This is a genomic window from Mesorhizobium ciceri biovar biserrulae WSM1271, assembly GCF_000185905.1.
In the GTDB taxonomy this organism is placed as follows: domain Bacteria; phylum Pseudomonadota; class Alphaproteobacteria; order Rhizobiales; family Rhizobiaceae; genus Mesorhizobium; species Mesorhizobium ciceri.
In genome coordinates, this window is record NC_014923.1 from 230,397 (window position 1) to 249,623 (window position 19,227).

Below are 19,227 nucleotides of genomic sequence, written 5' to 3' on the forward strand. Positions count from 1 at the left end.
TGGAAACCGGGAATGCGGGTGACATGGCGGCGTTGAACCTTGCCCGGCTGATCGCGGCCGCCTCGGATACGATCGCCGCGAACGCCGAGGAATTGACGGCGCTCGACCAGGCGATCGGCGACGGCGACCACGGGCTGAACATGAAGCGCGGCTTCGAGGCCGTGCGCGCCGAAGCCGAAGCATTTTCGGCCAAACCGCTGCCCGATGCCCTGAAGGCGATCGGCACCAAGCTGGTGATGACGGTCGGCGGCGCCTCCGGCCCGCTGTTCGGCACCCTGTTCCTGGCACTCGGCAAGGAGATTTCGGCGAAACCCGATCGCGCCAATCTGACGGCGGCGTTCGGCAAGGCGATCGAAGCTGTGGCAGCACGCGGCAAATCGCAGATCGGACAAAAAACCATGCTCGACGTGCTGCAGCCGGTGCATGACGCGCTGCTGCAGGGAAAGACAGCTCTTGAAATCGCCGATATCGCCGACGCCGCGGCCGACGCGACCGTGCCTATGAAAGCCTTGCGTGGCCGCGCCTCGTTCCTGGGCGACCGATCGATCGGTCATATGGACGCCGGCGCGCGCTCAACCGCGCTGCTGGTGCGCACAGTGGCGCACAGCCTCGGGGAAAGCGCATGAGCAATGTCGGCATCGTCATCGTCTCGCATTCGCCGCTGGTTGCCGAGGGCACGGCCGACATGGTGCGGCAGATGGTGGGCGACGAAGTGCCGCTTGCATGGTGCGGCGGAAACGGCCATGGCGGGCTCGGCACCAATGTCGAGGCGATCATGGGCGCCATCGACAAGGCCTGGTCGGAAGCCGGTGTCGCCATTCTGGTCGATCTCGGCGGCGCCGAGACCAACTCGGAAATGGCGGTGGAGATGATCGGCGAGCCACGGTCGCACAAGATCATAGTCTGCAACGCGCCGATCGTCGAAGGCGCGGTGATGGCAGCGACCGAGGCCTCCGGCGGCGCCTCGCTGCGGGAAGTGGTGGCGACGGCACATGAATTGTCGCCGTCGTGAACGAACGGGAATTTTGAAAGACATGTCCGCATCCGCCGAAGCGACCGTTGTGATCACCCACGAGGTGGGTCTGCACGCGCGTCCTTCGGTGAAGTTCACCAAGCTGGCCAAGAGCTTTGCCGCGGAGGTGGAAATCGCACTGGCCGCCAACGGGCCATGGTTCGACGCCAAAAGCATCGTCAAGGTGATGGCGGCCAAGGCGCCGAAGGGCACCGTGCTGCACATCAGGGCCAGCGGTGACGGCGCCAATGATGCCGTCGACGCGTTGGTCGAACTGGTGCGGCGCGATTTCGACGAAGGCGCGGACCATGTCCGAACCGCTTAGACTGCAAGGCATTTCGGCCTCGGCCGGCTATGCCGAGGGGCCACTGTTCGACCTCGACCAGACTGTCGTATCCTATGTCGGCAAAGAAACAGCCGACGACGAGAAGGCCGCGCTCGAAGCCGCAATCGCCGTCGCGACAAGCCGTCTCACCGCATTGAGCGAGATGGCCGAGGGTGATGCCGCCGACATTCTCGAGTTTCAGATCGCCATGCTGCGAGACGATGCGCTGAGCAGCCCGGCCTTTGCCGCGATCCGCACCGGCCTGCCAGCCGACAAAGCCTGGCGGCAAGCGCTTGATACCGAGATTGCCGGCTACGACGCTTCAGACCAGGATTATTTCCGCGCACGGGCCGCCGACATACGCGATATCAGGGACCAGGTGCTGCGGGCGCTGTCCGAGGATGGCGACGTCCAGGCGCCAACCGGCGCCATCCTCTACGGCTGGGATATCGCGCCGACGCGTTTTCTCGAAACCGACTGGAGCCGCGGCGGCGGCATCGCACTGAAGGCGGGCAGCACCGCCAGCCACGTCGCCATGCTGGCGCGTTCGCGCGGCGTGCCGATGGTTGTCGGGTTGGGCACTTCGCTGGCTCGTCTAACCGGCACAGCGCTGCTCGACGCCGAACATGGCGGCATTGTGCTGTCACCCTCCAAGACTGAAATCGCTGCTTTTCGCCAATCGTCCTCATCATTCCGGGCGCGCAGCGACCGGGCCGGGACGTTCCTGGCGCGACCGGCGGTGACCAAGGCCGGCACGGCGGTGCGCGTGCAGGTCAACATCGCCGACCCGTCCGATGTCGACCTCATCGACATTACGACCTGCGACGGAGTCGGGTTGATGCGCACCGAATTCCTGTTCGGCAAGACGCTGCCGGATGAGGAGACGCAGTATCGCGCCTATCGCAAGGTGCTGGAGTGGGCCGGTGAAAAACCGGTGACGATCCGCACCGTTGACGCCGGCGGCGACAAGCCGGTGCCCGGCTTTACGGTCGAGGAGAGCAATCCGTTTCTCGGCCTGCGCGGGATCAGGCTGTCGCTGGCAAGACCCGAGGTGTTTCGTGTACAGATCCGGGCGCTGCTGCGCGCCGCTGTCCATGGCAGCCTGAAAGTGATGTTCCCTATGATCGCCATTGTGGAGGAATACCGACAGGCAGCGGCGATGTTCGCCGAAGAGCAGACTGCACTTGCCGCACGCGGCGTCGCACACAACATGCCGCCGCTCGGCATCATGGTCGAAGTGCCGTCGGTGGCGATCGTACCGGAAGCCTTTACCGATGCCGCCTTCTTCTCGATCGGCTCCAATGATCTCACCCAGTATGTCATGGCGGCCGCCCGCGACAACGCTGCCGTGGCGCATCTCAATTCGGTCCGTCATCCGGCCGTGCTGCGGCTGATCGCTGCCGTGACCGCGTTTGGCCAGCGGGAAGAGATCCCGGTCAGCCTGTGCGGCGATGCAGCCGGCGATCCAGCCTCGATCCCGTCACTGATCGAGGCAGGCCTGCGCGATCTTTCCGTCGCGCCGGCGCAACTCGCCATGGCCAAGGCGGCCGTCGCGGACGTTTCTGTCTAGGCGCGGCCGGCATGGTCGACAGGACACCCGAACCCGGTTCCGAAGAGGCGATCCGCGCCTACAAGACGATCCTGTCGCAGGTTATCGACCAGCGCCCGTCCGGTATGCGCCAGCGCCTGGCCGATGCGCTCGGCAAGCACCGCAGCTTCGTCACGCAGATTTCCAGTCCTGCCTATTCGATCCCGATTCCGTCAAAACATTTGCCGGCTATATTTTCCGTCTGCCATTTCAGCCCGGCCGAGCGCGACCAGTTTCTCGCCGCCTATCACCAGGCGCATCCAGGCAAGATGTCGATCGCATCAGGCATGCGCAAGACGCGGCATGTCTCGCTGATCGTGCCGGATTTCGGCGACGACAAGCAGAACGCCGCGCTCGATAAGGCGGTGAACGATTTTATCCAAAAGATCACCAGCATCACCGGCAAGAGTGGCTGATCACTTGCTATCTGGCCTATTTCGGGAGGAGACGGCCGTGAAGAAGTTTATCAATTCGGTGGACACGGTGCTGACCGAAAGCCTCGACGGCTTCGTCGCCGCCCATGCCGACATCCTCGTGCTCGGCGACGAGCACAAATTCATCCGCCGCAAGACCTTGCGGCCGGGCAAGGCGGCGCTGATCTCCGGCGGCGGTTCCGGTCACGAGCCGCTGCATGGCGGCTTTGTCGGTCACGGCATGCTGGACGCCGCCTGCCCCGGCCAGGTGTTCACCTCGCCGACACCGGACCAGATGCTGGCGGCGGCAGAGGCCGTCGACACCGGCGCCGGCTGCCTGTTCATCGTCAAGAACTATGAGGGCGACGTCATGAATTTCGAGATGGCGGCCGAAATGTCGGAAGGCGTCCAGCAGATCGTGACCAATGACGATGTCGCGGTCGAGAATTCTTCCTATACGACGGGCCGGCGTGGCGTCGCCGGCACGCTGGTGGTGGAAAAGATCGTCGGCGCGGCGGCCGAACATGGCCTGGCTCTGGCGTCGCTGAAGGCGCTTGGCGACCGCGTCAACGCTGCTACCCGCTCGATGGGCGTGGCGCTGACCAGTTGCACCGTGCCGGCGGCGGGCAAGCCGACTTTCGATATCGGCGACGGCGAGATGGAGTTCGGCGTCGGCATCCATGGCGAGCCCGGCCGCCGGCGCGATGCGCTGAAAAGCGCCGATGCGATCGCGCAGGAGATTTGCGCCGCGATCCTCGGCGATCTCGGCGACAGGGCGAAAGGCCCGGCGCTGCTGTTCGTCAACGGCTTCGGCGGCACGCCGCTGATGGAACTCTATCTGATGTACAACAGCGCGCGCGCGATTTTCGAGAAACAGGGCGTGACGGTGACCCGTTCGCTGGTCGGCTCCTATGTCACCTCGCTCGACATGGCCGGCTGCTCGATCACGCTGACCATGCTCGACGACGAGACGACCGCGTTCTGGGACGCGCCGGTACACACTGCGGCGCTGCGCTGGGGCATGTAAAAGCTGGCTTACATTAGGCTTTTCTGCAACCATTCCTGACTTGCTCGCAATGCTAGCTGGGTTGATGCTGCCACCGCTTACTTCCGCCGAAGAAAGACTCTTGCTGCGCTTCGCTGACCCCGAGGCGGCGGCAGGCGGCGAAGATTTGTCGGCAAAGACGCTGACGGCGCTGCTCGACAATGCCGAGTTTCACGGCGTGCTGCCGATCATGTTGCGCAAGCTCAGCGGGGACGCGCGGCTGCCAGCGGATGCCGACCTGCACGGCAAGCTGGAGGATCTGCGCCAGAAGGCAACGATCGCCACCGGCCAGTCGATGCTGTTGAAGTATCATGGCGACCGCATCATGAAGGGACTGGCGGCGGACAATATTCCGGCGCGGATCGTCAAGGGACCCGTCTTCGCGCGAAAGCTCTACCGCAACGTCGCCGACAGGCCCTTCACCGACATCGACATCCTGGTCGAACCCGCCAATCTGGCCAGGGCAAACCAGGTGATCGCGGCATGCGGCTTCGAGCTTGGCAGCAACGAGGCCGAATCCTACGAATTGCAGGAATTCAAATGGCTGGAAAAAGAGAATTCCAGCCTGCTGGTCGAACTGCATGGCGACCTCGTGCATGACACCGGCATGCGGCGGCGCCTGTCGCTGGGTTTCCCTGAATTGCGCGCCATCGATGGCGAAGCGACGGACACGCCGGCGGCTCTTCTAACGATCGCCATCGTGCACGCCGCCGGCGGCCACAAATTCCACCGCCTGCAGCTTTGCGTGGACGTGCTGCAAGGGGTGCGGGCGCTGCAATCACCCGAAGCGGAAGCACGCCTGTTCGACGCTGCCCGTATGACCGGCATCGAACTGGAGTTGGCAATCGTGCTCAATGTGACCGGCCAGCTGTTCGACGAGAGCCGCGCGCTCGAACTCGCCGGCCGCATCAAGCCCGACCTCTCCATACGGCTGGCCAGGCGGTTGATCACAACGAATACGCTGCTTGGCGTCAATTCCAGGGACAGACTGGGCTCACGCCTGCGCCGCGACGCCTTCCGGTGGATTCAGAGATTGGCCAAGGCCAGGCCGCAAGTAGCCTGACTTGACGTCAATCCAGGGTGCCGCGGATCAGCGCCGCAGCGTCAGCCGGGCGCGCGCCTACTTCGAGCTGGAAGGTCGGCACCGCATTGACCAGCCCGGCGATGGTCGCCAGCCTGCGCTTCTGCATCGGCAGCAGCCCGGTCATGCCGGTGCGGACATTGTCGACTGCCAGCGCCACCATCGCGTCGGTCCTGGCCATGGCGACGAGCCGGGTCTGCCCGTCGGCGGAACGCGCCAGGTGCAGAAGCGCCGCCACCGGCCGGGCGGATGCGTTTTCCACCCGGATGATACCGCCCAACCGTTCTAACGAGACCGGCTGTTCGCCGTTGCGATCCCACGTCTGGCCAAGGCATGGCGCCACCTGCGGGATCATTTCGGCAGTCTTCCGGTGGATTTTGACGGCGCGCGGCAAGCCCCAGGCTACAACCTTGCCCGAAGCGACATTCAGGATCATGGCGTCGTCGGAGCAGAGGCCAAAGCCCTGTGTTGCCAGCGCCAGCGACGTCGTGGTCTTGCCGGTGCCGCTCGGGGCGTGGATCAGCACCACCGCATCGCGGTCAGGCAAGGTCAGCCCGGCCGTATGCAGCATATGCTGGCCACCGGCGTCGAGCGCGGCATCCAGGACCAACATCGACGGCGTCCAGGCGGCTTTCGTACCGGTGCTAATCCGGAGTTCGGCCCAACCTTCCCCACCATTGATCGCAACGGTTTGGCGCCCGGGAAAGACCAGATGGACAATGCCGCCATCCTCGATCATCCGGCAGGGACCATCCTCCGGCACCTCGCCATCGAAGACCAGGGATCCATTGGGTGTCTCGTCCAGCGTGTCTGTTTCGGTGATCTCAAGACGAAAGTCCGGCGCGACGGGTTCCTCTATGCGCAGGCTGCCCAGCATCCGGTCGAAATCCTGCCACAGCTCGGAGCGCTCGGCCGATATGCCAAGGATCAGGCCGTTGAGGCCATAGCAGGCTGAAGGTCTGGTCAAGCGGGACGCGCCTTTACGGCATCGGCATGATGACGATAGATCTCGACCATGCCGGGAAGCTTGTCGCTGACCACCGGCTTGCCGTCGAGGCAGACCCAGCAATGCGCCGATAGACGCTGCGCTTGCATCGACTGCGGTTCGACGCCGAAGCGCAGGTCCGGATCGAAGCCGGCTAGTCGCAGGAAACGATGACCGAGCAGACCTTCCCTCAAGCACCTGCGGTCACGCATCAGCCAGGGATGGCGGACCGTGCGGTTGACGCTCGCGACGATGTAGGCGGACGCCAGACCGCGATAGGGCGTCGACGAGGCGAGCGGCGCCCATTTGAGCACCTCCTCGAAGCTCCGGTTGGTGACAAGGACCGGCATCAGCCGCGCGCTCGCCCAGAGATGGCAGCGAAAAAGAGCGCGCAGGAGCGGGCCGTCAGCCATCAAGCACCTGGCGCGGCGAGGATACCTTCCGAGATCAGATCCGTGGCCAGTGCCGCCATGTCCTGATCGAGCGTCCCCTTGTCGACCTCGAACTCCTCGCAAAGCAGGTCGACGATCTGGTCGAGGTTGCGCGCGCCGTCCACCTTGTCGAGAAAGGCTTCGGTCGTGCCGTTGCATGTATAGAGCTGGCCGCTGCGCGCCAAAAGCACGACTGCGCCATCGCCCACATGCTGCACCGAGGCATCCTCGGCCAGCCGCAGAACGGTTCCAGAGACTATTTCCACCACGCCCCCTCCAAGCCATGCTCATCCCGGAAATCAGATAGCGCGGAGGTGGAGCGCTGTCTATCGGCCGATCACGGGAGCCCAGTTCAGGGGACCAACGGCCTTGCTGACAGATTCTCCGCGCCAGTCGCGTTAGAACCTGCTCGGTTGCGTCTTCCCGGCCGCATTCGGCCCAGAAATAGTCATCGATGAAACGTGACAAACAGCGGGCTGCCGGCAGCGGACGTTGCATTTCTTCCCCTAAGTAAGGTAAAACCTGCCTGGGTATTGGGGAGATAGCGTATGCGTTACAATTGGGAGCGAGCTCCGACGAGCTTCGAACGTCATAGAAAAGCGCTGGCGACAGCCATTTTGATCGCTGGCGGCATTGGCCTCATGCTTGTGGCCCTGCCGATCTAGAAACAACCTTGAGACAGAGCGGCTGCCGGCGCTTGGGCGTGACCTCTCAGCGTGGCTGCCCGGTCACTGCGAGGAAGCGGCGATCGCGCCCCTCGAAACCCTGGCTGAAACGCTGCACCAGCACAACGATCACCGCCGGCTTGCCGGCCGGGGTAAGTTCGTAGGATTCCGACAGGCTGTAGGAGGTCGGGCAGTTTCTTGAGCCCGGCACGGTCTTGTCCTCGTGCAGGATCTTGAACGGCTTGCCGTCCTGGCCTTGCAGCGTCAGCCGGAAGCCGAGTGCCTTGCCAGATGTGTCGCGCTGCTCCGTCGTTGCGAAACTCGCCGAACAATCGCTCGTGCTGGCTGCCAGGATCTCGTCGAGCTGGATGGTCGAAACGCCCGTTTCGCCATGGAGCGGCGACAGCCATTTCTGCGACACCTGTTCGAGGCGGGAGATGTCGTTGTAGGCAACCATTTCACCCGGAAAGGTGAATTTGTCGGACGCTGTCTGCTCGGCTGGGGATGTGATTGCATAATGGGCGAGAATGGGCGCCGCCTGAGCGGCGGCCTGCGCCCTCGCCTGCTCCAGCGTCAGTGTCGCCTCCTCCGTCTCATCGACGACGAGGATCGGCTTACCGCCAACGAACCGATCCGTACGGGTATCGATGATGTCGATCTCAGACCAGCCGGAGTCCGAGGCGCCGGCGTCGAGCGTTCCATATTGCTCGAAGGCGAAATAAGCGCCATCCGGCGAAAAGCCGATGATGTGCCGTGCCGCGGCATCGCCGGCTTCAGCGGTTCCGGTGGACATAGCAAGTACGGCGCCCATGACCGACGATAGCGAAAAGCGCCCGATGATCCGAACAGCAGCAGACATCACCACCCCAGTCCCGTCTCGCAGTTCATAGCTGCTTGCCCCCAAGCGCCAGGTCGATGCCGTCGTCACAATGGCGTGGATTTGCGGCCAAGGGTAGAGCGCGCTATCTGGAAGGAAGAAAAACATTTCCCGGGGAGGTATGGATGGCTTCACGCTATCACGAGGTCTATGAAGGCTGGAAACGCGATCCGGAACAATTCTGGGCGGATGCGGCCGGCGCCATCGACTGGTATTCGCCCTGGGACAAGGTGTTCGACGCCAATGCCGGTGTCTATGGCCGCTGGTTCACCGGCGCCACCTGCAACACCTGCTACAATGCCCTCGACCGCCACGTCGCCGGCGGCCGCGCCGACCAGATCGCGCTGATCCATGACAGTGCGATTGCCGGAACCGTGAAAAAGTTCACTTATGCCGAGCTGAAGCGCGAGGTCGTCGCGCTGACCTCGGTGCTGAAGAACCGCGGCATTCGCAAGGGCGACCGCGTCATCATCTACATGCCGATGGTGGCCGAGGCGGCCATCGCCATGCTCGCCTGCGCCCGCATCGGCGCGGTGCATTCGGTGGTCTTCGGCGGCTTCGCCTCGCATGAGCTTGCCACCCGCATCGACGATGCCAGGCCGAAGCTGATCATTTCGGCATCCTGTGGCCTGGAGCCCGGCCGCGTCGTTGCCTACAAGCCGTTGCTCGACAAGGCGATCGAGATCTCCCGCCACAAGCCGGACGCCTGCCTGATCCTGCAGCGCGACCAGTTGCGATGCGAGTTGAAGGAGCATTTCGACATCGACTACGCCGATGCCGTCGCCCGCGAACGGGCAGCGGGCGCCAATGTCGATTGCGTGCCGGTGCTTGCCACCGATCCGCTCTACATCATCTACACATCGGGCACGACCGGTCAGCCCAAGGGCATCGTGCGCGACAATGGCGGCCATATGGTCGCGCTGAAATGGACGATGGAAAACGAGTTCGGCGTCAAGCCGGGCGAGGTGTTCTGGGCGGCATCCGATGTCGGCTGGGTGGTCGGCCATTCCTACATCGTCTACGGACCGCTGCTGCATGGCTGCACCAGCATCCTGTTCGAGGGCAAGCCTGTCGGCACGCCCGATGCCGGCACCTACTGGCGGGTGATAGCGGAGCATGGCGTGGTCGCGCTGTTCACCGCGCCGACCGCATTCCGCGCCATCAAGGGGCAGGACCCGAAGGGCGAGTTCATTGCCAAACACGACCTCTCGAAATTCCGCACGCTGTTTCTTGCCGGCGAGCGCGCCGACCCGGAAACCATCAAATGGGCGGAGCAGAAGCTGAATGTGCCTGTGGTCGACCATTGGTGGCAGACAGAGACCGGCTCGCCGATGACGATCAATCCCGCCGGCCTTGGCCTGCTGCCGGTGAAATACGGCTCGCCCGGCGTGCCGATGCCCGGCTACGACATCCGCGTTCTCGACGATGCCGGCCATGAGGTGCAGCGCGGCACGCTGGGCAATGTGGTGATCAAACTGCCGCTGCCGGCCGGCTGCCTGCCAACGCTGTGGAATGCCGATCAACGGTTCCGCCAGGCCTATCTCGACGAGTTCCCCGGCTTCTACAAGACGGCGGATGCCGGCATGGTCGACGAGGACGGCTATCTCTACGTCATGGCCCGCACCGACGACATCATCAACGTCGCCGGCCACCGGCTGTCAACCGGCGCCATGGAAGAGGTGCTTTCGGCCCATCCCGATGTCGCCGAATGCGCGGTCATCGGCATTGCCGACGCCATGAAGGGCCAGGTTCCGCTGGGCTTCGTGGTGCTGAATGCGGGTGTGACCCGCGATATCGGCTCCATCGAGAACGAGGTGGTCGGCCTGGTGCGCGAACGCATCGGCCCGGTCGCCGCCTTCAAGACGGTGGTGACGATCAAGCGCCTGCCCAAGACGCGATCGGGCAAGATCCTGCGCGGCACCATGCAGAAGATCGCCGACAAGGAGGAATGGGCCATGCCGGCAACCATCGACGATCCGGTCATCCTCGACGAGATCACTGCGGCGCTGAAGGAACGTGGGATCGGCCTTTGAGCCACTGAAGGTGGGCCGCGGACGACTTTTCGATCGGCAAGCAATACTTTTATTGTGCGACGCAGCAATGCACCCTAAAGTCGTTCGCGGGGGGCCATCGACAAAGGTCGCATGGCTCAGCAGAAGATTACATTTGGCGGCGTCGACATCCTGCGCTTTCTCGCCGCCGTCATGGTCATGGTCTACCACTATGGCTTCTGGGTGTGGGCGTATCCTGACGGTGTTTCGGCGCGCGCCACGGGCGGCGTTCCCCCGCAGCCGGCAATAGGCGCCTGGGTCGAATCCGGCTGGGTCGGCGTCCAGGTCTTCTTCGTCATCAGCGGCTTCGTCATCGCCTTCAGCGCCGAAAGGTCGACACCCCTGCGGTTTTTCGAAGCCAGGGTGAAACGGCTGGCGCCGGCCGTGTGGATCTGTGCGCCGGTCACTGCGGCGGTGCTTTTGATCGTCGGCCTCAGCTGGCCGACCGATGCCGTCGTCAGGCTCGTCCGCACCGGCCTGTTCGCCCCTTACGCGCCATGGGTGGACAGCGTCTACTGGACGCTCGGCATCGAGATCGCCTTCTATGCCGTCGTCTGGACCTTGCTGCGGCTCGGCCGCTTCCATCTAATGGAAATTGTGGCCCTCGTCATCGGCCTGGTCAGCGCGCTGTTCTGGTGCCTCTACTACCCGCTCGACTGGGCCGACCTTGCCGAAACACGCACGCTCGACCTGCTTCTGGTGCATCACGGCGTGTTCTTCGCCACCGGCGTCATGCTGTGGCTGATGCGCTTCAAGGCGGTGACAGCCGCCCGCCTAGCCTTCTGCGCCCTGTTCCTGGCCGGTGGCGTGCTGCAGATCGCCAGTTCGGTCGACGTTCATATCCTGAAGGTCGGGCGTGATATGCCCTTCGCCCCGCCGATCCTCATCTTCCTCATAGGCATCGCGCTGATGGCGTGGTCGCTGCGGCTCGACCTCTCCTGGAGCGGCTGGCGCCGGATCGGGCTGATGACCTATCCGCTCTACCTGCTGCACGATGTCGTCGGCGCGGCCCTGCTCGGCATCCTGGTCCGCGCCGGTCTGCCGCATCTGTTCTCGATGGCGGTCGTCGGCGCGACGATGATCGCGGCAAGCTGGCTAGTGGCAACCGAGGCCGAACCACGCATCCGGCTGCTGCTCGACCATACCGTTTTCCGTTATCGGCTCAAGGCAGCCTGACGACGGTCCGGCAGACCGGGCCGGCCGCCGACCTAAAGCATGTCGCGCCTGAGCGGATTCAGGCCCACTCCAGGCCTTTGTTCCACGGATCGCTCTCCCAAAACGGAGCTCACTTCCGAGCGACATGCATTGGCGGTGCCGACCCGGCGCATCTGCATTTTCCACGATTGCGGAATTCTTCGTTTCGGGCATGATAACAGGCACTTATGCCTTCGGCATGAGAGCTTGCCTCGAGACGCCCGGCACGTGACCCTGTTCCAGCGAAAACCCCGCATCGCGGCGCGTCCGCGCCTCGATATCGACATGCAGGACGCCGTCGTCTATGCGATCGGCGACGTGCATGGCTGCTACAAGGAACTCCGCGCGCTGGAGCAGAAGATCCTGCTCGATTCGCTGCGCTTCCAGAGCCGCAAGATCATCGTCATGCTTGGCGACTACATCGACCGGGGGTTTCAGTCGGCGCGGGTGCTCGATCACCTCCTGGCGCCGCCGCCGAAAGGATTTCAGCGCATTTGTCTTGCGGGCAACCACGAAGTGGCAATGCTGAACTATCTCGACGGAAATCTGTCCCGCGAACCCTGGCTGGCGACGGGCGGCCTGCAAACCCTGTTTTCCTATGGCATCGATCCGGCGCGCCTCACCAGCCTCTACGGGAGCAGCGCGCAGATCGACCGGCGCATAAGGGAGATCATTCCGGACGATCACGTCAGCTTCCTGCGCGGGCTGCCGATCATGGTCCGTTCGCGTAAGTTCGTGTTTGTCCACGCCGGCATCAGGCCCGGCGTCGACCTTGCGGCGCAAACCGACCATGACCTGATCAACATCCGTTCGGACTTCTTCGAGGCAACGCACCTGCTCGACCGCTGGGTGGTGCACGGGCATACGCCGGTGGATGTCCCGAAGCTCGAAGGGCGCCGGCTCGGCATCGACACGGCCGCCTTCCAGAGCGGACGCCTGACCGCCGTCAGGATCGCCGACAAGCAAGGCAGGCTGATCTTCTCCTGACGGGCAACGATATTCAGGTGTGCTGGCCTGAAGATCGATACACTTCAGAGTGGACCCACTCGCGCAACGGTCGACGTCAGACCGGCGCCTTGCCGCGCACTTCCGACTTTTCCAGATAGTAGCTCGAATATTTATCGAAGAATTTTTCCGAACCGCCGAACGAGCCGTATTTGGCCAGTTTCTTCAAATCGACCTTGTTCAGCACCGCGCCGACGATCTTGTTGGCGACATAGGGTTCGGATTCCAGCATCGACCTGACCATCGCGCGCGGGGTGCGCCCCCACTCGGTGACCAGTACAAAACCGTCGACCAATGGCGCGAAGGCCTTGGCGTCGACCACCGGTCCGAGCGGCGGCAGATCGACGACGATGTATTCGAACGTCTCCTTGGCGTTCTCGATGAAGCGCCGCATGCCGGCCGAGGAGAGAAGTTCGCTGGTATGCGAGAAGTGACCGCGCAGCACCGCCGGGATGATCGCCAGCTTCGTCTGCCTGTCGATCTTGCCGACGGACTGCCAGGTCTGGCCGCCGACCACCGCTTCCATCAAGCCCTGCTCGGTTTCCATGCCAAGGCCTCGGCTGAGGCCGGGATTGCGCAAGTCGCCGTCGATCAGCAGCGTCTTGGAGCCATTGGCGGCAAGCAAGCCGGCGAGATTTGCCGCGACCGTCGACTTGCCCTCGCCGGGAAGCACCGAGATGATGCCGATGACGCGGCTGCCTTGCCCTTCCATCACGACGTCGAAGGCGATCTTGGCGCTGCGCAGCGTTTCGGAGAACATCGAGGCTGGAGAATCGATGCTGACCCGCATGCGCGCCCGCTTTTCGGCTGAAGACAGCGATTGGGTGGTCTTGGCGTCCACCTGGGTCTCGCCCGGCTTTTCTTCCTTGCCGAGCTTGCCGCCGATCGTCGGCAGGTAGCCGAGGAATTTCAGGTTGACGCGGTCGCGCACGTCCTCGCCGGTCCTGAAGAAGCGTTCGTTGAACTCGTTCAGGCCACCAAAGCCGGCGCCCATCAGCAGGCCAAGCACCAGCGAAAGTCCGAGCACGACGATGGTGCGCGGGCTTGAGGCCGCCATCGGCATCGACGCGTCGGAGATGATGCGGATCTTGCCGACCGGGAAGGATTGCTGCTGCGCGGCTTCCTCGTAACGACCCAGGAATGTCTGATAGAGCGTGGTGAGCGCCGTCGCCTGCTGATCGAGTTCACGCAGCTTGACTTGCGTCTGGTTGTCGACGGAACTCTTGCCTTGCGCGGCCGCGACGTTGGCCCTGAGCGCGGTCTCGCGTGCCTGCGCCACCTCATATTCGTTGCGATAGCTTTCGGTCAGCTGCTTCAGCTCGCCGAAAATCTGCGTCGATATGTCGGCCTTCTCCTTGGAGAGAGCCACCGCCTGCGGGTGCTCGGGGCCGAAATTCGCCTCGACGTCCTGCAGCCGCTTGGCCACTGTGAGGTAGCGGGTCTTGAGCGCCGATATGACCGAGCTGCTTGGCTGGTCGCTCGATATGGCGGCATCCTTGAAAGCGTTTTCGGAGCCGCTGTCGACGATGGCCTTGTACTGCTGGTAGCGGGCGCTGGCGCGTGCGGTATCGGCCTGCGCCACGATAAGCTGGGCGTTGAGGTCGGAAAGCTGCTTGTCGCTCATCAGCTGGCCATCGCTGTTGGCGGCCAGCCCATGTTCGGCCCTGAATTTCTCAACCGCGAGCGAAGCTGCCTGCGAGCTCTGGCGCAACTCCGTCAACCGGCCCTGCAGCCAGACCGCAGCCCGCTCGGTGGCATCGAAGCTGGCATCGAGCTGATCGGCGAGATAGGCATCGGCATAGGCCTTGGTGATGGCGTTTGCCAAGGCCGGATCCGTCGCCTGATAGCCGAGCGCGATGACGTAGCTTCGGCCGACGCGTTCCGCCCGGATCTCGTTCTGCAGCTTGAGGATCGCGTAGTCGCGGCGCGACGTGGCGATCAGCGCATCGCGGGCGGCCGGGTCGAGCTTGCTGAAGTCAGCGCCACCCGGCATGGAAGAGCTGGGGCGGACATACTGGATCAGGCCGCGGATGAGGCCTATGCCTTGGGCAAGCGCCGACTGGGGCGGATTCATGAACGTGTCGTTCTGGTCGAGCTTCAGCTTGTCGACGACCACGGCGGCAAGCCGCGTCGAGGTCAGGATCTCGATCTGGCTCAGGATGGCGGAATCGGTCTGCATGGTTGTCGACGTCGCCGAAATGTCGTCGACGATTTTGTTCAAGCCCTCGTCGATCAGCACGCTGGCGATCGACTGATATTTGGGCGGCGTTGTCTGCAAATAGAGCAGGCCCAGGAAGAGACCGATGACGGCACACACGGCAACCACCTTGGCCTGCCGTGCGGCCATGCCAAGCAGCCGCTCGATATCGATGAAGTCTTCGCCGTCTCCTGCGTCCGAATTCGGCAATGGCATCCTCTTGTCGAGAGGAAAGTTGGCATAATTCATCTTCGGTCCAATTCTAGAGCCGGTCCTATTCCGATTGATCGCAATTGGCTCTATCTTACTGTTTCAACATGATCTTTTCCGGAAACCGGGACCCACTTTCAGGGATCATGCCTTGGCTTGCAGGCGCCTCGAAGATCGGGAGCATCGCCAGAGCAATGCAAGCGTCGTGCCAGACGGAGAGAACCTGCCGGCCCCTCTTCGCCGGCCATCTGACGATACTCCCGAAAGATGGGCATTATGCGGCTTCTTCCTGGCGTTCATGCGACCGGACGAACTCCTGAAGCATCTCGAAAACCGGACCCTTCATGTCGTCGCGCGCCAGCGCGAAGGCGATGTTGGCCTGGATGAACCCTTCCTTGGAACCACAGTCGAACATGCGGCCGAGGAAAGGCTGGGCGAAGAACGGCTGATCCTTCGACAGACGAACCATGGCATCCGTCAGTTGAATCTCGTTGCCGGCGCCGCGCTGCTGATTGCCCAGGAGCGCGAAAATCTCCGGCTGCAGGATGTAGCGGCCGTTGATGTAGAAGTTCGAAGGCGCATTGGCCGGCGCCGGCTTCTCGACCATGGCCGTCACCTCGAAACCGCCGCCGATCTCGGCGCCACGGCCAACGATGCCATATTTGTTGGTCTCGCTGGGTTCGCAACGCTCGACGGCGATTACGTTGCCGCCCGTGCGCTCATAAAGCTCGACGGTTTCGGCGAGGCATCCGCGACCGCCGAAGGACACCATGTCCGGCAGCAGCAAGGCGAAGGGCTCGTTGCCGATAACCTCGCGCGCGCACCAGACGGCATGGCCGAGGCCTTGCGGGGATTGCTGGCGGATGAAGCTGGTGGCGCCGGCCACAGGCAGCATGCTTTCGAGCGCCTCCAGCTGGGTCTTCTTGCCGGTCTGCTCCAGGGTGCCGATCAATTCCGGATGCAGGTCGAAATAGTCCTCGATCACCGCCTTGTTGCGACCGGTCACGAAGACGATGTGCTCGATGCCCGCCTCGAAGGCCTCGTCCACCGCATATTGGACGACAGGCCTGTCGACGACGGGAAGCATTTCCTTCGGCATCGACTTGGTCGCCGGCAGGAACCGCGTTCCAAGCCCCGCCACCGGTATCACGGCCTTCCTGATTTTCTTCATCGCAAATTCCTTCTGAGGAGATCGACTTCAATCCGTTCACAGGCCACGAAAACTCCCTCCATGTGCCTGCATCTTCACCTCCCCGCCCCGACGGCAAATTGTGCCGCCATTCTTCGCAACCGCACGGCGATCGGCATGCCCATATGCCTGACCGCCGCCGGGTCGCTGAGCGCAGTCCGGATCGCCTTGAGCGGGGACCGCGCCTTGATGTGCTGTACCAGTGACAGAAACGATGCCGCCTTGCGCAGGCTGCGGCCACGCCGCGCGAACGCGGCTTGCGCGGCCTCATCCATCCGATGGGTTTGAGCGAACACGGCATCCGCCCTGCGCATGGCTTCGACGTGGTGAAGCTCGAGCACGCGCGAAATGGAGACGCTGCGAATATGGTAGGCATAGCCGATATCGGGCGCGACGACGCATTTTCCGCCCTTGGCCAGGGCGGCGGCAAAGAGGATGTAGTCTTCGCCGATCCTCAGCTTCTCGTCATAGCGAAGCCGGTTTTCGTTCAGGAACTCGCGCTGGAAGATCGGCTTGAGGTAGCCGAGGTTGAACTTGGATTCGAAGACGACGTTGCCGGCGATGTAGGTGGCCAGCGAAATCTCGCGCAAGCCTTCCAGATATTGCCGCGGAAACATCGCGTCCTCGATAACGCCGTCCTCGCGAACGACCTGCAGATTGTCGACGGCGATCTGGGCATCCGCGCTTTCGGCACGCGCGATCATCCTGGCGAGCCGGCCGGGAAAGACCGCGTCGTCGGAATCGAGAACCGCGATCCATCTGCCGCGGGCGGCATCGAGGCCGGCATTCCTGGCGCCGCCCGGGCCGCGATTGCTTGGCAGGGCGATGACACGGACGATATCCCCGGGATAGGCCCGCGCAACATCGAGCGTCGCATCGCGCGACTTGTCGTCGACGACGATGATTTCGACGCTGACACCCTTCTGGGCGATGGCGCTGGCGATCGCCCGATCAAGGGTCGTCTCGGCATTGTAGGCGGCAATAACGAAGGAAACATCGGGGATAGAGCTGACGTCAGGCTGCACGCTTGCCTCCCTCCTGTGGCGACGGCTGGCCATAGAGGCGGATTTCGCGGATGCCGACGAGGCCGCTGACGACACCAACATGCATAATGCCGCGCAGCACGCTGCGGTTCCTGCGTACCGGACTGACGACGACCGGAAGTGCCGAGGCGAAGCAATAGATGGCCTTTGCCGAGGCCAGGCCGACCTGCTTGGCCAGACCGATTCCGCTGGCGCTGCTGCCCAGGAGATGGCCATGCGTCTGGCCGACGCGGAAGCGGCGGCGGCCGAGCCAATCGAATGCCGCCCTGGAGCGCGGCACCACCTCCTCGACCCACGCCTCGGGCGAGAAGGCGATGCGGCCGCCTGCCTTATGCATCTGGTCGAAGAATTCGGTGTCCTCGCCGCCGGTCTGGCCACGCGCCAGGCTGAAGCGGCGGCCGCGCAGGCTGTCCGAGCCCATCCGCAGCAGAACGTTGCAGGTGTAGCCGGTCTGGATCTCGCCGCGCACCCAGACGGGCAAGGTCGAATGGAAATCGCCGCGCTGCATCCAGTCCGGCGCGTCCGGGCGATAGCGCGCCCTGACCGGGCCGAGCACGGCGGCGGCACCGCTTTGCTGCGCCATCGCGACCAGTTCGGCAAGCCATGGCGTCGTGGCCGTCTCGTCGTCATCGATGAAGGCGACGAAATCCGCGGTGCTCGCATCGAGGCAGGCGTTGCGGGCGATCGAGATGTTGCGCGCCGGGGCGTGCTGATAGTGGATCGGCACCGTCAATTCCCGCGACAGCGCCGCCACCAGGTCACGGGCCGATGGGGTGTCGTCATTGTCGGCGACGACGATGCGGACATCGAATCCCACCGGCATCTCCATGGCGTCGAGCGAGCGCAGCGTGTCGGCCAGTTCCGGCCGGCGGAAGGTGCAGACGCCGATGTCGATGCTGCGGTTCTTTGCCGACACCGCCATCAGGCCACTCCTCGTCGCGAGCCGAGGCCGAGAAGCTGCAGCCAGAAGCCGACCGACCAGCCAAGATGCATGACCATGGCCGAGACACCGGCCAGCGCAACGTCGGCCTTGCGCTGGCGGATAGCCGTCACCAGCCCGTAGCCCAGGCACACCGACGCCCACAGCAGCAGCGGCACCGCCGCCAGCCAGTGCACAAAGGAGAAGGCCGCCAGCAGCACCACCGGGAACACCAGCAGCGGCACCATCTGCCTCACCTTCGGGATGACGCGATGCTTCAGCACATTCTTGGCACGCCCGCGACCGTAGCCGAGATACTGGAAATAGAGGCCTGAGAGCGAGGCGCGCGGGTAGTAGACCATCTGCGTCTTGCCGCTCATCCAGATCTTGTAGCCGGCCTTGCGCAGGCGATAATCGAGCTCGGCGTCCTCGTTGTGGCTGAACGTTTCGTCATAGCCGCCGACGGCACCGAACGCCGATATCCGCATCAGTGCATGATGGCCGTGATCGATCCACTGTCCCTGCGAAAGATGCCTATGCTTCGAGCCGCCGGTGCCGAGCTTGGAGTTCTGCGCCGCGGCCGCCGCCTTCTGCACGGCACCGCTGCCGCTGGTGAGCATCGAAACGACAACCGAATCCGCTGATGTAGCCAGGGCTTCCTCGACCAGCCGGTCGCAATAATCGTCGGGATAACCGCCATGCGCATCGATGCGGATGAGATAGTCGGCACCATCGCCGAAAGTACCGACGGCGAGATTGATCGCCGCGCTCTGGATACGCCGCTTGTTGTGGAGCAGGATAACCCGCGGGTCCCTGGCAATGACGTCGTCTACGATGGAAAGCGTGCCGTCGGTGCTGCCGCCGTCGGCGACGATGATCCGGGCGCCAAGCCGGGCGGCCGCGGGCCGCAATTGATCGAGCAGCGCACCGATATGGGCGGCTTCGTTCAGGCATGGGATGACGATCAGGCTGGATGAGGGTTTTTCCGTCTGCATCA

At 63.6% G+C, this 19,227-nt stretch carries 19 protein-coding genes; 10 read left to right on the forward strand and 9 right to left on the reverse strand.

All coding sequences use genetic code 11. The features are described 5' to 3' along the window. Positions 1–23 precede the first annotated feature (23 nt). From dhaL to MESCI_RS01085, 7 genes are all read left to right on the forward strand, one after another. Positions 24–626: a dihydroxyacetone kinase subunit DhaL gene (dhaL, locus tag MESCI_RS01055; protein ID WP_013528084.1), complete on the forward strand. Its 603-nt coding sequence runs from the start codon at positions 24–26 to the stop codon at positions 624–626. Then, complete coding sequence (gene dhaM, locus MESCI_RS01060) at positions 623–1,012, forward strand: dihydroxyacetone kinase phosphoryl donor subunit DhaM (RefSeq protein ID WP_013528085.1); 390 nt, start codon at positions 623–625, stop codon at positions 1,010–1,012. The genes dhaL and dhaM overlap by 4 nt, the downstream gene beginning before the upstream one ends. 22 nt (positions 1,013–1,034) lie before the next feature. Further along, positions 1,035–1,337: an HPr family phosphocarrier protein gene (locus tag MESCI_RS01065; RefSeq protein WP_013528086.1), complete on the forward strand. Its 303-nt coding sequence runs from the start codon at positions 1,035–1,037 to the stop codon at positions 1,335–1,337. Beyond that, positions 1,321–2,907 (forward strand): phosphoenolpyruvate--protein phosphotransferase, encoded by a 1,587-nt coding sequence (ptsP, locus tag MESCI_RS01070; protein ID WP_013528087.1) that lies wholly within the window; start codon positions 1,321–1,323, stop codon positions 2,905–2,907. The genes MESCI_RS01065 and ptsP overlap by 17 nt, the downstream gene beginning before the upstream one ends. 11 nt (positions 2,908–2,918) lie before the next feature. Beyond that, entirely contained in the window at positions 2,919–3,341 is a 423-nt protein-coding gene (locus MESCI_RS01075) for a hypothetical protein (RefSeq protein ID WP_013528088.1), read from the forward strand. 37 nt (positions 3,342–3,378) lie between these two features. Further along, positions 3,379–4,365, forward strand: coding sequence for a dihydroxyacetone kinase subunit DhaK (gene dhaK, locus MESCI_RS01080; RefSeq protein ID WP_013528089.1), 987 nt, complete (start codon positions 3,379–3,381; stop codon positions 4,363–4,365). 64 nt (positions 4,366–4,429) lie between these two features. Then, positions 4,430–5,446: a nucleotidyltransferase family protein gene (locus MESCI_RS01085; protein WP_024501819.1), complete on the forward strand. Its 1,017-nt coding sequence runs from the start codon at positions 4,430–4,432 to the stop codon at positions 5,444–5,446. A gap of 7 nt (positions 5,447–5,453) precedes the next feature. On the opposite strand, the gene MESCI_RS01090 is transcribed toward MESCI_RS01085, so the two are convergent. From MESCI_RS01090 to MESCI_RS01105, 4 genes are all read right to left on the reverse strand, one after another. After that, positions 5,454–6,431 carry a phosphoenolpyruvate carboxykinase (ATP) gene (locus MESCI_RS01090; protein ID WP_013528091.1) on the reverse strand — a complete coding sequence of 326 codons (978 nt, stop codon included), beginning with the start codon at positions 6,429–6,431 and terminating at the stop codon, positions 5,454–5,456. Beyond that, the gene (locus MESCI_RS01095; RefSeq protein ID WP_013528092.1) at positions 6,428–6,862 is read right to left on the reverse strand and encodes a lasso peptide biosynthesis B2 protein; all 435 of its coding nucleotides are present in this window, start codon (positions 6,860–6,862) and stop codon (positions 6,428–6,430) included. Before MESCI_RS01095 ends, MESCI_RS01090 begins: the two co-directional genes overlap by 4 nt. Further along, positions 6,862–7,149, reverse strand: a complete 288-nt coding sequence (locus MESCI_RS01100; protein ID WP_032898709.1) for a PqqD family protein — start codon at positions 7,147–7,149, stop codon at positions 6,862–6,864. The genes MESCI_RS01095 and MESCI_RS01100 overlap by 1 nt, the downstream gene beginning before the upstream one ends. A 442-nt stretch (positions 7,150–7,591) precedes the next feature. Continuing rightward, positions 7,592–8,404 (reverse strand): DUF2259 domain-containing protein, encoded by an 813-nt coding sequence (locus MESCI_RS01105; RefSeq protein WP_164753479.1) that lies wholly within the window; start codon positions 8,402–8,404, stop codon positions 7,592–7,594. A 143-nt stretch (positions 8,405–8,547) separates the two neighbouring features. On the opposite strand from MESCI_RS01105, the gene MESCI_RS01110 reads away from it, so the two are divergent. The 3 genes from MESCI_RS01110 (at position 8,548) to MESCI_RS01120 (ending at position 12,654) form a co-directional block, all read left to right on the forward strand. Continuing rightward, positions 8,548–10,455, forward strand: a complete 1,908-nt coding sequence (locus tag MESCI_RS01110) for a propionyl-CoA synthetase (protein ID WP_013528095.1) — start codon at positions 8,548–8,550, stop codon at positions 10,453–10,455. Positions 10,456–10,566: 111 nt separating this feature from the next. Further along, positions 10,567–11,649, forward strand: coding sequence for an acyltransferase family protein (locus MESCI_RS01115; protein WP_013528096.1), 1,083 nt, complete (start codon positions 10,567–10,569; stop codon positions 11,647–11,649). 246 nt (positions 11,650–11,895) lie between these two features. Further along, positions 11,896–12,654, forward strand: a complete 759-nt coding sequence (locus MESCI_RS01120; RefSeq protein ID WP_013528097.1) for a metallophosphoesterase family protein — start codon at positions 11,896–11,898, stop codon at positions 12,652–12,654. 76 nt (positions 12,655–12,730) lie between these two features. Here the strand turns inward: MESCI_RS01120 and MESCI_RS01125 are convergent, their stop codons facing one another. The 5 genes from MESCI_RS01125 to MESCI_RS01145 form a co-directional block, all read right to left on the reverse strand. Beyond that, the gene (locus tag MESCI_RS01125; protein ID WP_013528098.1) at positions 12,731–15,118 is read right to left on the reverse strand and encodes a polysaccharide biosynthesis tyrosine autokinase; all 2,388 of its coding nucleotides are present in this window, start codon (positions 15,116–15,118) and stop codon (positions 12,731–12,733) included. A 235-nt stretch (positions 15,119–15,353) separates the two neighbouring features. Then, the gene (locus tag MESCI_RS01130) at positions 15,354–16,250 is read right to left on the reverse strand and encodes a UTP--glucose-1-phosphate uridylyltransferase (protein ID WP_013528099.1); all 897 of its coding nucleotides are present in this window, start codon (positions 16,248–16,250) and stop codon (positions 15,354–15,356) included. A 74-nt stretch (positions 16,251–16,324) separates the two neighbouring features. Continuing rightward, positions 16,325–17,293, reverse strand: a complete 969-nt coding sequence (locus tag MESCI_RS01135) for a glycosyltransferase family 2 protein (protein ID WP_013528100.1) — start codon at positions 17,291–17,293, stop codon at positions 16,325–16,327. Continuing rightward, the gene (locus MESCI_RS01140) at positions 17,283–18,233 is read right to left on the reverse strand and encodes a glycosyltransferase family 2 protein (protein WP_013528101.1); all 951 of its coding nucleotides are present in this window, start codon (positions 18,231–18,233) and stop codon (positions 17,283–17,285) included. The genes MESCI_RS01135 and MESCI_RS01140 overlap by 11 nt, the downstream gene beginning before the upstream one ends. After that, a complete protein-coding gene (locus MESCI_RS01145; RefSeq protein ID WP_013528102.1) occupies positions 18,233–19,225 on the reverse strand; it encodes a glycosyltransferase family 2 protein in 993 nt (330 codons plus the stop codon). Before MESCI_RS01145 ends, MESCI_RS01140 begins: the two co-directional genes overlap by 1 nt. Positions 19,226–19,227 lie beyond the last annotated feature (2 nt).